We start from the raw sequence: 13,081 nt of genomic DNA, 5'->3' as shown, positions 1-13,081 counted from the left end.
TGGGACATCCAATCACGTGGCGGGCACGGTCTCGGCGTCGTGAACCTTGTGGTCGGCGTCCACGCGGGACAGGGCACGCAGGTGGTGCCGCCTGGTGTACAGGATGGCCATGCCGATGACGCAGCAGAGCGCGCCCACCACGTACGGCACCGCGATCCCGATCTCCTCGCCCAGCTTCGTGGCGATGAACGGGGCCAGCGCGCCGCCCATCCAGCGCACGAAGTTGTAGCCCGCCGACGCGACCGGCCTGGGCGCGTCGGAGACCTCCATGGCCGACTCGGTGAAGACGGTGTTGTTGAGGCCGATGGGGATGCCGGACAGGATGGTGAACACGATGACGCCCGCGTGGCCGGACAGCGCGATGCCGATCTGGCAGACGGCCAGCAGGGCCAGCGCCAGGTGCAGCACGTTCACCGAGCCGATCCTGCGCTGCAGCGGCGGCGCGGCGAAGACCGACGACAGCGCCACGCAGACGCCCCAGCCGAAGAAGACGGCGCCGATGCCGTAGGCGGTCATGCCCAGGATGAACGGCGTGAACGCCAGCACGGTGAAGAATGCGAAGTTGTAGAACAGCGCGGTGAAGGCGGTCGTGGACAGGCCGCCGTGCGCCAGCGCCCTGATGGGGGCGCTCAGCCGGGTCTTCTGGGCCGGTCTGGGGGTGGCGCGGAGCATCGTGACGATCAGCACGAAGCCGGCCGCCATGAGCGTGGCGGTGCCGAAGAACGGGGCCCGCCAGTTCCAGTCGCCGAGCAGGGCGCCGACGAGGGGGCCCAGCGAGATGCCGAGGCCGAGCGCGGCCTCGTACAGGATGATGGCCGATTCCGCGCCGCCGCTGGCGGCTCCGACGATGACGGCCAGCGCGGTGGCCACGAACAGCGCGTTGCCCAGGCCCCAGCCGGCGCGGAAGCCGACGAGCTCGGCGACGCTGGTGGAGGTGCCGGCCAGCGCCGCGAACACGACGACCAGCACCAGCCCGACGAGCAGCGTGCGTTTGCCGCCGATGCGGCTGGAGACCCAGCCGGTGATCAACATGGCCACGGCGGTGACCAGGAAGTAGCTGGTGAACAGCAGTGAGACCTGGCTGGGGGTGGCGTTCAGTCCTTGGGCGATGGAAGGCAGGATGGGGTCGACGAGCCCGATGCCCATGAAGGCCACGACCGCGGCGAACGCGGTGGCCCAGACGGACATGGGCTGGCGAAGGATTCCGCCGCCGGTTTGCACGCCGGTTTGCATGGTGCTCCTTCTCCTAAGGGCGTTCCTGGGCGCGTCCGAGCTTGGCCAGGACGGGCAGGGCTGCCGCGAGGGTGGCGCGCTCGTCCTCCGTGAGCGCGGCCAGTTCCGTGGTGAGGCGGGCGATCCTGGCCCTGCGGACGGCTCCGAGCCGGTCGCGGCCCTCCGCCGTGAGCTCGACCGTCCTGACGCGGGCGTCCGCGGGGTCGGAGCCGCGGGCCACCAGGCCGGCGTCCTCCAGGCGGTTGATCTGCACGGTCATGGTGGGGAGCTGTACGGCGTGCTCCTCGGCCAGCTCCGTCATCCGGCGGGGGCCGGCTTCGAGCGAGCCGAGCACGCCGTACTGCTGGCTGGTCACGGGCTGGCCGGCGACGGTGCGCCTGAGCAGGAGGACCAGGTGCCGGAGCACGGTGGAGACCTGCTCGGCCAGGCGGGTGGGATCGTCCCTCATGCTTAGCCCAACTAACTTAGCCTGGCTAATATTCCGGGCACAAAAGAAGCGTGGGCACGCCCAGGAGGTTCGGCGTGCCCACGCTGGTCCAGGTGGGGGGAGGGTTACGGGCGCTCGGTCTCCAGGCGGACCGTGTCCTCCACGGTCATCCCCGCCGCGCTGCGCATCGTCGGGTCGAGCGGCCGCAGGTACGTCTGCTGCACGCCGGGCACCCGGTCCTCGATGACGTACGTGGCCCGCGTGTACACCTCGGAGCCCGGCGTCTGCACCGTCGGCACGACCTTGAAGTCGGCGGACATCTGGTCCCGCTCGATCCTCGTCAGGACGTAGCCGCGCTGGTTGTTGTAGAACTTCAGGTGCGGGTTGATGGCCAGGAACGGGTGCTGGGCCGGGTCGGAGTCGGCGCCGTTCCCGCCGGTCGAGATCGACGTGGCCACCAGCTCGGAGCCCACGGTCGGCCCGGTGGGGTCGTCGTAGTCGAGCTTGAGGTCGCTGGCCCAGTGGGCGTGCACGTCGCCGGTCAGCACGACGGGGTTGCGCACCTGCGCGTCGATCCAGCCCTGCGTGATCCGCTGCCGGGAGGCGACGTAGCCGTCCCAGGAGTCCTGGGAGGTGACCTTGAGGGGGCCCGCGTTGTTGTCGCGCTGGGCGAAGAAGACCTGCTGGCCGAGGATGTCCCACTGCGCGCGGGAGTGGCGGAAGCCGTGCAGCAGCCACTCCTCCTGCTCGGCGCCGGTGATCGAGCGGGCCGGGTCCACGGAGGCGGGGCAGTCCTTGTAGCCGTCGCCGCAGCCCTGGTCGTCGCGGTACTGGCGGGTGTCGAGCATGTGGAAGGTGGCCATCCGGCCCCACCGGATGCGCCGGTAGAGCTGCATGTCGATGCCGCGCGGGATCGAGGTGCGGCGCAGCGGCATGTTCTCGTAGTAGGCGCGGAAGGCGGCCTCGCGCCTGGTCAGGAAGTTCGGCTGGGGGATCTCGGGCTTCTCCGGCACCTCGTCGGCCCAGTTGTTGTCGAGCTCGTGGTCGTCCCAGACGACCAGCCAGGGCGCGGCGGCGTGCGCGGCCTGGAGGTCGGGGTCGGCCTTGTACTGGGCGTGCCGCTGGCGGTAGCCGGCCAGCGTCTCGGTCTCGGGGCCCTCGTGGTGGCGGACGTTGCCGCCGGGGATCGTGTAGGTGTTCTTCGTGTACTCGTACTGGTAGTCGCCGAGGTGCAGGACGAGGTCCGGGTGCTCCTCGGCCAGGCGGCGGTAGGAGGTGAAGTAGCCGTGCTCGTACTGGGCGCAGGAGACGAAGGCCATGGCCAGGCCGCCGCCGTAGGAGAGTGGGTGCGGGGCGGTGCGGGCGCGGCCGAGCGGCGAGACGTACGGGCCGACGCGGAAGCGGTACCAGTACTCGCGGTCGGAGCTCAGCCCCTTCACCTCGACGTGCACGCTGTGGCCCCATTCGGGGGCGGCGACGGACACGCCGGTGCGGACGACGCGGCGGGCCCGCTCGTCGGCGTAGATCTGCCACTGCACGGGGAAGGGCCGCTGGGGCATGCCGCCGAAGCCGTCCTCGGCCATCGGCTGCTGGGCGAGCCTGGTCCAGATGACGAAGCCCTCGCTGTCGGGGTCGCCGCAGGCGACGCCGAGCGTGAACGGATCGGTGGTCAGGCCGCGCGAGCCCAGGGTCTGGGCCGTCTCGGCGGACGGGTCGGGGTCGGCGTGCGCGGCACCCGCGGGGATCGCCGCGGCCGCGCCTGCGGCTAACCCTGTGACGAGGAAATGCCTGCGGTTCAGCTTGGACACGTGTGGCTCCCGGGACGATCTGGGGACGAGGGTTGACCCGTAGCTTTACTGAGGATCATGACTACGTGGTGAACGCCACACAACACCAAAAAGGCGACATCCTTCGCGGATGCCGCCTTACTTGGCAATTTTCACCGTCGCGCGGTGGCGCCCCCGGCAGGCCGCCGTCGGCCTGCCGGAAGTGATCGTCTCACGCTGCCACCGCTGTGACCTGCAACGACGCGCTGACTACCAGCCGCGCTCCGCCAGCCGGTGCGGCTGCGGGATCTCGTCGACGTTGATGCCGACCATCGCCTCGCCCAGGCCGCGCGAGACCTTGGCGATGACGTCGGGGTCGTCGTAGAACGTCGTGGCCTTGACGATGGCCGCGGCGCGCTTGGCCGGGTCGCCCGACTTGAAGATGCCCGAGCCCACGAACACGCCCTCGGCGCCGAGCTGCATCATCATCGCGGCGTCGGCCGGGGTGGCGATGCCGCCCGCGGTGAACAGCACGACCGGCAGCTTGCCGGTCTTGGCGACCTCGACGACCAGCTCGTACGGGGCCTGCAGCTCCTTGGCGGCGACGTACAGCTCGTCCTCGGGCAGCGAGGTGAGCCGCTTGATCTCGGCGCGGATCGTGCGCATGTGGGTGACGGCGTTGGAGACGTCGCCGGTGCCGGCCTCGCCCTTGGAGCGGATCATGGCCGCGCCCTCGGTGATGCGGCGCATGGCCTCGCCGAGGTTGGTGGCCCCGCACACGAACGGCACGGTGAACTGCCACTTGTCGATGTGGTTGGCGTAGTCGGCCGGGGTGAGCACCTCGGACTCGTCGACGTAGTCGACGCCGAGCGCCTGCAGCACCCTGGCCTCGACGAAGTGACCGATGCGGGCCTTGGCCATGACGGGGATCGAGACGGCGGAGATGATGCCGTCGATCATGTCGGGGTCGCTCATCCTGGACACGCCGCCCTGGGCGCGGATGTCGGCGGGCACGCGCTCCAGGGCCATGACGGCCACCGCGCCGGCATCCTCAGCGATCTTGGCCTGCTCGGGGGTGACGACGTCCATGATGACGCCGCCCTTGAGCATCTCGGCCATGCCGCGCTTGACGCGCGCGGTTCCGGTGACGGGGGTGCTTTCTGGCGTGCTGGTCGACACGGTCATCCTCACGGGCTCTCACGGCGATTCGGTAAGTTTTTCAAGCCCATCGTAGGTCCTGGAGGACCCCTCCCCCGACATGCCAAGATGTCAGGATTCGCGCTCCGACTTCTACGGAATGACAGGCTTGCGGCTGGCGAGGGCGACCCAGACCTGGCCGGGGGCGAAGTTCATCGGCTCGCCGCTCTCAGTGGTGAACGTCGTGCCGCTCTCCTCCGATTCCCGTTCCCACCGCGCTTTGAAAGCTTTACCGTCACGCAGCACGATCGCGGAACCCTTGCCCGTGGTGTGCACGAGCGGCGTGTAGCTGTCGTTCTTGTCGTGGAACTCCGAGCGCTCGGTCTTGGTGTACTGGATGACGATCGTCGGCGCGCCGAGCTGGCCGCCCTCCGCCGCCATGTCCTTCTTGCCGTCCTGCCAGATCAGCCACTGCTCCTTGTCCTGCGACCAGGCGAAGGTGAAGCGGGCCGCGGGCCACCTGACGGTGTACGACTTCTTGTCCACGCCGCCCTCGGCCGGGGCGTCGCCGAAGGTGAAGCCGACGTCCTTGGCCTTGCTCGCCTTGGGCGCCTTGGCCAGGAGCTGCTTGGTGTTGGCGAACAGGTTGTAGGGGGCGAAGCGGCCGGGCTGGCGGAAGTAGGCGCCGGGGTTGCGGGTGTCGCCGACGTCCCACAGGGAGGCCTCGGCGATGAACGGCAGCATCTTGGTCTGCGCGCCGGAGTAGGAGAAGGCCGGCTTGCCGAACTGCGGGGCGATGTGCAGGTCGGAGATGCGCGCGCTGCGCACCGGGCCCACCTTGGCCGGCAGCTTGGAGGAGAAGATCGCCATGAGCCGGGTCAGGCCCGCCTCGACCTGCTCGATGTAGACGATGTCCGCGCTCTTGAGCCCGAGCTGCGGCTTGCCCGCCGCGGTGTTCTCGATCTTCACGGCCAGTACGGGCTTGAGCGTCTCGTACGGCTTGCCGGTGAACGGATGGGCGTTGACCTCTTCCGGCTCCTCGCTGGGCGCCGCCGTGGCGGACGGCGCGGGGGCCTGTCCGGCCGCCGGGTCGTCCGGGGAACAGGCCGCCACGGGCAGCAGCACGGCCGCTCCGGCCAGGTAGACCGTGATCATCCGGGGTAGCCGCACGTGTAACTCTCCTCGCTTCAGCCCGAAAACGGGATGAAGCTTACTGGCTTCCCCAAATCAGGTCATTCAGTTGCCATAGCTGCGGGCGGATTGTCATCAATCTCGAAGAATTGTGGGTATTCGGTGTGCCCGGCCAGGCGCAACGTCCTGGCGAGCCAGCGGTCCTGAGCCGCGCGCGTGACCCCCACCGCGTTGTTGTAGAAGCGGCGCGAGTAGACCACCTTGGCCACGGCGGCGTCGAGCTCCTCCAGCAGCTCGCGGCCTCCCGGCGACTCCGACAGCTTCTCCCTGAACCGGTCCTGGTCCACCACCGCCCGCAACGTGCGCGACAGGTCGCTCTCGGCGTGCTCGCGCTCCTCCGGCCCCGCCGACCTGGCCTCGTGGGCCGCCGCGGCCAGCACCAGGGACGTGGCGGGGTCGAGCAGGCGCGACCCGGCCAGCTCCAGCACGACCGCGCGGCGGCCCATCAGCGAGGCGTCCAGCGACTCCTGGGCCAGCTCCAGCCTGATGTGCAGGCGGTCGAGCCGGCCCGCCCGCCAGGAGATGTAGACGGCCGTGAGCACCACGACGATGCCCACGATCAGCACGATCATCGTGGATGTCACAGGTCTTCCTCCGCACGGCCGCCGCCGCTCGTCACAGGTCCTCTTCCACGCGCCCGGCGCCGCTCATGGTGACGGTCTCGTAGACGCGCACGACGTCGCGCGCGACCGTGGACCAGTCGTACTTCCTGACCGCGACCAGCGCCTCCGCCGCCAGCTTGGCACGCCGCTCCGGCGCGTCCAGCAGCGCGGCGGCCTCACGCGCCAGCGAGGCCGGGTCGCGGTTGGCGAACAGCGCGCCCGCCTGCCCGTCGCCCAGCACCTTGCGGAACGCCGGGATGTCGCTGGCCAGCACCGTCGCCCCGGACGCCATCGCCTCGGCCAGCACGATGCCGAAGCTCTCGCCGCGCGTGTTGGGCGCCACGAACACGTCCACCGAGTGGTACGCGCGGATCTTGTCGGCCTCGCTCACCATGCCCAGCACGGTCACCCGGTCGCGGAACCGCTTCGGCACCTGGTCGTAGACGTCCTTCTCGTCGCCGGGGCCCGCGATGAGCAGCTTCACGTCCGGCCGCTCGGCCGCCAGCGCGCCGAACGCCTCCAGCAGGATCGGCAGCCCCTTGCGCTCCTCGTCCATGCGTCCGAGGAAACCCAGCGTGCGCCCGTGGGGGCCCCAGCCGTCGAGCGGCTCGGCCTCGGTGTAGCGGGCGACGGTGACGCCGTTCGGGATGAGCACGGTGTCGCCGCCGAACTGCTCGACCAGGCTCTTGCGGGCCGCGTCGGAGACCGTGATGCGGCCGCTGAGCTTCTCCAGCGCGCTGCGCAACAGCGGCTCGGCCACCGCGATCGCGCGCGAGCGGGTGAACGAGGCGTGGAACGTGGCCACGATCGGCCCCTTGGCCGCCCAGCAGGCCAGCACGCCCAGGCTGGGGATCAGCGGCTCGTGGATGTGCAGCACGTCGAAGCCGCCCGTACGCACCCAGCGCCGCACCCGCGCGGCCGACAGGAAGCCGAACGACATCCGGGCCACCGACCCGTTGTACGGCACGGGGATCGCCCGCCCGGCCCCCGTCACGTACGGGGGCAGCTCCTCGTCGTCGGCCGCGGGCGCGATCACCGAGACTTCGTGCCCCTGCGCGATCAGGGCCTGGGCCAGGTCGTCGATGTGCTGTTTGACGCCGCCCGGCACGTCCCACGCGTACGGGCAGACGATGCCGACCCTCATCGGGGTTCCAGGTCGTCGAGCCAGAGCCGCTGCAGCATGTGCCAGTCCTCGGGATGCTCGGAGATGCCCTTCTCGAACACGTCGGCCAGGCCCTGCGCGACGGCGGCGACCTTCTCCTGCCTGGTGCCCTCGGCGGGGACGGGCAGCTCGGGGTGGATGTGGATGCCCCAGTCGTCGCCCACGAAGTAGACGATGGCGGGCAGCAGCGCCGCACCCGTCTGCACGGCCAGCAGCGGCGGCCCGGCCGGGTACTTGGTGGCCGCGCCGAAGAAGCTCACCTCGACGCCGCCCTTGGTCAGGTCGCGCTCGGCCGGCAGGCAGACCACGCCGCCCTTGCGCACCCGCGTCGCCAGGGTGCCGAAGTTGTGCCCGTCGCCGCCGGTGAGCGGCAGCACCTCCATGCCGAGCCCCTCGCGGAAGGCCACGTAGCGGTGGAACAGCGACTCGGGCTTGAGCCGCTCGGCCACGGTGGTGAACGGGTGGCCCACCCCCACCAGCCACGCGCCCGCCTGGTCCCAGTTGCCCATGTGCGGCAGCGCCAGCACCACGCCCCGCCCGGCCGCCACGGTGTCGTGGACGTGCTCGGCCCCGATCACGTGGGTGCGGCGGACCAGCTCGCCGCGGTCCATCGACGGCAGGCGGAAGATCTCGTGGAAGTAGCGGAAGTAGGAGCGCATCCCGGCCCTGCTCAGCTCGCGCAGCTCCCGGCTGCCGGGCGCCAGGCCGGTCACCCTGCCCAGATTGGACTCCAGGCGGCGTACGGACTTGCCGCGCCTGCTCCAGACCCGGTCGGCCAGGAAGCGGAAGACCGCGGCCGTCGGGCGCTGCGGCAGCAGCGGCACGAGCTTCCACCCGGCCGCGAACCCGGCGGCCACCACGCGGTCGCCGAAGGACACCTTCTCGCTCATGGCTCCCTCGTCTGCTGGTAAACGGCCACCACCCGCTGGCCCACGGTGATCAGGCTGGCCGCCGCGAGCAGCCACATGCCCACGGGCAGGATGTACGGAACGCCCAGCCCGGCGAAGCAGGCGGCGACCAGCGCCACCACCAGCCGCTCCGGCCGCTCGGCGAGCCCGACGTCGGCCGTGAGCCCGAGCCCCTCCGCCCTGGCCTTGGCGTAGGAGACCACGGCGCCGGCGACCAGGCAGAGCAGCGTGACCGCGGCCATCAGGGTGTCGTCGACGGAGATGAAGTACAGGATCAGGCCGGCGAAGATGGCGGCGTCGGCGACCCGGTCGAGCGTGGAGTCGAGGAAGGCCCCCCAGGTGCTGCCCCCCTTCCCGCCGAGCCGGGCCACCACGCCGTCGAGCAGGTCGAACAGCACGAAGACGGTGATGGCGAGAGCCCCCCAGGTGAGGTGCCCCAGAGGGAAGAAGAGCAGGGCGGACACGACGGTGCCGAGGGTGCCGACCGCCGTGACGGCGTTCGGGCCGATCCCGCGGCCGACGAGGGCCCTGCCCAGCGGGGTGAGTATCCGGGTCATGGCCGGGCGCAGGAGTTTGAGCATCGCGGTCCGATCGTAGGCCATGACGCGCCTGACAACTTTCTTTGCCCCGCCCCCCTTGTGATATCCGCCACACGGGTATTTGGTGAACACACCGCGTCCATGCGGTTTCTCACTCCCTCCGCGCGGGCGCGGCGTTGGCGACAACCGACGACGCGGGAGGCCGATGTGGCGGAAAGAAACTCTGGTGGCGCCGTGGGAGCCGCGGGCAGGGCACCCGAGGCCGACAGGGCGGATGCGATACGCAATGTCGTGCTGGTCGGCCACTCAGGAGCGGGTAAGACGACCCTCGTCGAGCAGCTGCTGGCCGCGACGGGCACCATTCAGCGCCCGGGACGGGTGGAGGACGGCAACACGGTCAGCGACTTCGACGAGGTGGAGGTCCGGCAGCAACGGTCGGTCAACCTCGCCGTGGCGCCGCTGGTGCACAACGGCATCAAGATCAACCTTCTCGACACCCCCGGCTACGCCGACTTCGTCGGTGACCTGCGCGCGGGGCTGCGCGCGGCCGACGCGGCGCTGTTCGTGGTGTCGGCCTCCGACGGGGTCGACGGTCTCACGCAGATGCTCTGGGAGGAGTGCTCGCAGGTCGGCATGCCGCGGGCGGTCGTGATCACCAAGATCGACCACCAGCGGGCGGACTTCGACGAGGTGCTCGCGACCTGCCAGGACATCTTCGGCGACGGTGTCGCGCCGCTCTACCTCCCGGTGATCACCAACGGCCACGTCAACGGGCTGATCGGGCTCCTGACACAGAAGTTCTACAACTACGCCACGGGCGAGCGCACGGTGAAGGAGCCCGGCGCGGAGTACGAGGCACAGATCGAGGAGCACCGCGGCACGCTGATCGAGGGCATCATCCAGGAGAGCGAGGACGAGTCGCTCATGGAGCGATACCTGGAGGGCGAGCCCATCGACACCAAGGTGCTCATCGAGGACCTGGAGAAGGCCGTCGCCCGCGGCAGCTTCTACCCGGTGCTGTGCAGCGGCATCGGCGTGGGCGCCCAGGAGCTGCTGGAGCTGATCACGCAGGGCTTCCCGTCCCCGCTCGAACATCCCATGCCCGAGATCACCGACCTGTCCGGCAAGCCGGTCAAGGGCGTCGCGTGCGATCCTGACGGGCCGCTCGTGGCGGAGGTCGTCAAGACCACCAGCGACCCGTACGTGGGCCGCATCAGCCTCGTCCGCGTCTTCTCCGGCACCCTGCGCCCGGACATGACCGTGCACGTCTCCGGGCACGGCCTGGCCGACCGCGGGCACGAGGACCACGACGTGGACGAGCGCATCGGCACCCTGACCTGCCCGCTGGGCAAGCAGCAGCGCGGCGCGGCCAAGGGCATGGCGGGCGACATCGTGGCCGTGGCCAAGCTGTCGCGCGCCGAGACCGGCGACACGCTGTCGGAGGTCGAGCACCCGCTGCTGATGACCTCCTGGACCATGCCCGACCCGCTGCTGCCGGTGGCGATCAGGGCCAAGTCCAAGGCCGACGAGGACAAGCTGTCGCAGGCTCTCGGCCGGCTGGTGGCCGAGGACCCGACGCTGCGGCTGGAGAACAACGCCGAGACCCGTCAGCTCGTCCTGTGGTGCATGGGCGAGGCGCACACCGACGTGCTGCTCGATCGCCTGGCCAAGCGCCACGGCGTGGAGGTGGAGCGGATCGACCTGCGGGTGCCGCTGCGCGAGACGTTCGGCGGCAAGTGCCAGGCGATGGGCCGCAACGTCAAGCAGACCGGCGGCCACGGCCAGTACGCCATCTGCCACCTGGAGGTCGAGCCGCTGCCGTCCGGCGGGGGCTTCGAGTTCGTCGACAAGATCGTGGGCGGCGTGGTGCCCCGGCAGTTCATCCCGTCGGTGGAGAAGGGCGTGCGGGCCCAGATGGAGCGCGGCGTCGTCGCCGGTTATCCGATGGTGGACGTGCGGGTCACCCTGTACGACGGCAAGGCGCACTCCGTCGACTCCTCCGACATGGCCTTCCAGATCGCGGGGCAGCTCGCGCTGAAGGAGGCCGCGGCGAAGGTCTCGACGCTGCTGCTCGAACCCGTGGACGAGCTGTCGGTGCTGGTGGCCGACGACTACGTCGGCTCGGTGATGTCCGACCTGTCGTCGCGGCGCGGGCGCGTGCTCGGCACGGAGCCGGTCGGCACCGGCCGTACGCTGGTCAAGGCCGAGGTGCCCGAGCTGGAGATAACGCGGTACGCGATCGATCTGAGATCCATGTCACACGGGACGGGCACGTTCACCCGCACGTTCCTGCGCTACGAACCGCTGCCGCCGAACCTCGCGACCAAGGTGACGGCAACGGATTGAGGCCCGTCTGAGGACCGGGAGGGATATGTCCCTCCCGGCCCAGCCGTAGGCTTTTGTCACAAAAGTGTCACGACTTGATTTCGGTTTTTCGTACCGAGCATGCCGGAGCAGCTGTCACACTGGGTGGCACTATGCGAACTGGACGCCCACTCCTAGCCGCTGCTGCCCTGGCCGTCGCCACGACGACCGCCGCCTACGTCTTCGGACCCGGCGAGAGCCCCGCAGCGAGCGAGAAGAAGACGACCGTCGCCGCACCCCCCGCTGCGGCCTGCAAGGCCGACGCCCGCTATCCCAAGCGTGAGCTGCGCGGGGTGTGGATCGCCACGACCCAGAACATCGACTGGCCCTCCAAGGCCGGGCAGAGCGCCGACAGGCAGAAGGCCGACTACGTCAAGATCCTCGACAGTGCCGCCAAGCGGAACATGAACGCGGTCTTCGTACAGGTCAGGCCCGCCTCCGACGCCCTCTACAAGAGCTCGCTGGAGCCCTGGTCGCAGTACCTCACCGGCACCGCGGGCAAGGACCCCGGCTGGGATCCGCTGCCGTTCCTCATCGAGGAGGCGCACAAGCGCGGCATGGAGTTCCACGCGTGGTTCAACCCGTACCGCGCCTCCTACGGCGACAGCACCGCCGCGCTTCCCGCCAACCACCCGGCACGACAGCACCCCGACTGGACCGTCAAGTACGGCGGCCGCCTGTACTACAACCCCGGCCTGCCCGCCGTGCGCGAGCACGTGACGAAGGTCATCACCGACGTCGTGGACCGTTACGACGTCGACGGCGTGCACTTCGACGACTACTTCTACCCCTACCCCGTGGCAGGGGCGAAGTTCGACGACACCGCCGCCTTCCGCAAGTACGGCAAGGGCGACAAGCTCGCCGACTGGCGGCGCGGCAACGTCAACAAGCTCGTCGCGCAGGTGGACGAGGCCGTGCACGCCTCCAAGGAGCACGTGAAGTTCGGCATCAGCCCGTTCGGCATCTGGCGCAACAAGGCCCAGGACCCGACGGGGTCGAGCACGTCCGGCATGTCCGCCTACGACTCGATCTACGCCGACGCGCGCGCCTGGATCAAGGCCGGCACCGTCGACTACGTGCTGCCCCAGCTCTACTGGCCGCGCGGCCACAAGCTGGCCGACTACACCACGCTGACCCGCTGGTGGTCCAACGAGGTCAAGGGCAGCGACGTGCAGCTCTACATCGGCCAGGGCCTCTACCGCGTCGGCGCCAAGGACGACAAGAGCTGGCTGAAGCCGGGCGAGCTGGCCGCCCAGGTGGGCGTCAACCGCGCGAGCAAGCAGGTCGACGGCGCCGTCTACTTCAGCGCCAAGAACCTGGTGGCCAACCCGCTCGGGTCGGTCGACCGGCTGGCCAAGACCCACTACAGCCGCCCGGCGCTGCTGCCGGTGAAGGACTCGCTCGGCGGGTCCGCGCCGGCCGTGCCCGCCGGGGCCAAGGCCGAGGGCACGAAGCTGTCGTGGAAGGCCTCCGAGGGGGCCCGCGGGTACGCCGTGTACCAGGTGCCGAAGTCCGGCAAGGACTGCCACACCACCGACGCGCGGAACCTGGTGGCCGTGGTGAGCGGCCCGTCCTACACCGTGAAGTCGGCGGGGACGTACCTGGTCACCTCGCTGGACCGGCTGCACCACGAGAGCAAGGCCGTGAAGGTCAAGGTGGACGCGGTCTAGCCACCGCCTGACGCGGTCCAGCCATCGCCTGACAACGAAAGGCCGGTCGATTCGACCGGCCTTTCGCCATTTCCTCCGTCTT

11 protein-coding genes are annotated in these 13,081 nt (G+C 70.1%); 2 read left to right on the top strand and 9 right to left on the bottom strand.

Annotated features, from left to right (window positions below; genetic code table 11):
• Positions 1-12: 12 nt before the first annotated feature.
• The 9 genes from FXF51_RS22940 to pgsA all read right to left on the bottom strand — a co-directional run bounded on the left by FXF51_RS22940 (position 13) and on the right by pgsA (position 9,028).
• A complete protein-coding gene (locus FXF51_RS22940; RefSeq protein ID WP_262379767.1) occupies positions 13-1,188 on the bottom strand; it encodes an MFS transporter in 1,176 nt (391 codons plus the stop codon).
• Between the two features lie 58 nt (positions 1,189-1,246).
• On the bottom strand, positions 1,247-1,681 hold the full coding sequence (locus FXF51_RS22935; protein WP_148436576.1) for a MarR family winged helix-turn-helix transcriptional regulator: 435 nt from the start codon (positions 1,679-1,681) through the stop codon (positions 1,247-1,249).
• A gap of 104 nt (positions 1,682-1,785) precedes the next feature.
• The gene (locus FXF51_RS22930; protein WP_148436575.1) at positions 1,786-3,468 is read right to left on the bottom strand and encodes an alkaline phosphatase D family protein; all 1,683 of its coding nucleotides are present in this window, start codon (positions 3,466-3,468) and stop codon (positions 1,786-1,788) included.
• 228 nt (positions 3,469-3,696) lie between these two features.
• Positions 3,697-4,611: a pyridoxal 5'-phosphate synthase lyase subunit PdxS gene (gene pdxS, locus FXF51_RS22925; protein WP_148436737.1), complete on the bottom strand. Its 915-nt coding sequence runs from the start codon at positions 4,609-4,611 to the stop codon at positions 3,697-3,699.
• A gap of 105 nt (positions 4,612-4,716) precedes the next feature.
• Positions 4,717-5,733, bottom strand: coding sequence for a DUF3048 domain-containing protein (locus tag FXF51_RS22920; protein ID WP_262379766.1), 1,017 nt, complete (start codon positions 5,731-5,733; stop codon positions 4,717-4,719).
• 62 nt (positions 5,734-5,795) lie between these two features.
• Entirely contained in the window at positions 5,796-6,338 is a 543-nt protein-coding gene (locus FXF51_RS22915) for a hypothetical protein (RefSeq protein WP_148436574.1), read from the bottom strand.
• Positions 6,339-6,369: 31 nt separating this feature from the next.
• The gene (locus FXF51_RS22910) at positions 6,370-7,500 is read right to left on the bottom strand and encodes a glycosyltransferase family 4 protein (protein ID WP_148436573.1); all 1,131 of its coding nucleotides are present in this window, start codon (positions 7,498-7,500) and stop codon (positions 6,370-6,372) included.
• Positions 7,497-8,408 carry a phosphatidylinositol mannoside acyltransferase gene (locus FXF51_RS22905; RefSeq protein ID WP_148436572.1) on the bottom strand — a complete coding sequence of 304 codons (912 nt, stop codon included), beginning with the start codon at positions 8,406-8,408 and terminating at the stop codon, positions 7,497-7,499. Before FXF51_RS22905 ends, FXF51_RS22910 begins: the two co-directional genes overlap by 4 nt.
• Positions 8,405-9,028 carry a phosphatidylinositol phosphate synthase gene (gene pgsA, locus FXF51_RS22900; RefSeq protein WP_148436571.1) on the bottom strand — a complete coding sequence of 208 codons (624 nt, stop codon included), beginning with the start codon at positions 9,026-9,028 and terminating at the stop codon, positions 8,405-8,407. The genes FXF51_RS22905 and pgsA overlap by 4 nt, the downstream gene beginning before the upstream one ends.
• 144 nt (positions 9,029-9,172) lie before the next feature.
• Here pgsA and FXF51_RS22895 point away from each other — a divergent pair, with 144 nt between their 5' ends.
• A complete protein-coding gene (locus FXF51_RS22895; RefSeq protein WP_187414528.1) occupies positions 9,173-11,311 on the top strand; it encodes an elongation factor G-like protein EF-G2 in 2,139 nt (712 codons plus the stop codon).
• A 131-nt stretch (positions 11,312-11,442) separates the two neighbouring features.
• Positions 11,443-12,999: a glycoside hydrolase family 10 protein gene (locus FXF51_RS22890; RefSeq protein ID WP_148436569.1), complete on the top strand. Its 1,557-nt coding sequence runs from the start codon at positions 11,443-11,445 to the stop codon at positions 12,997-12,999.
• The last annotated feature ends 82 nt before the right edge of the window (positions 13,000-13,081 follow it).

Origin of the sequence: Nonomuraea sp. PA05 (genome assembly GCF_008086045.1) — a bacterium.
Classification (GTDB): Bacteria; Actinomycetota; Actinomycetes; order Streptosporangiales; family Streptosporangiaceae; genus Nonomuraea; species Nonomuraea monospora.
Note: the sequence above shows the minus strand (reverse complement) of the source record. Positions and strands in the feature narration are given on the sequence as shown.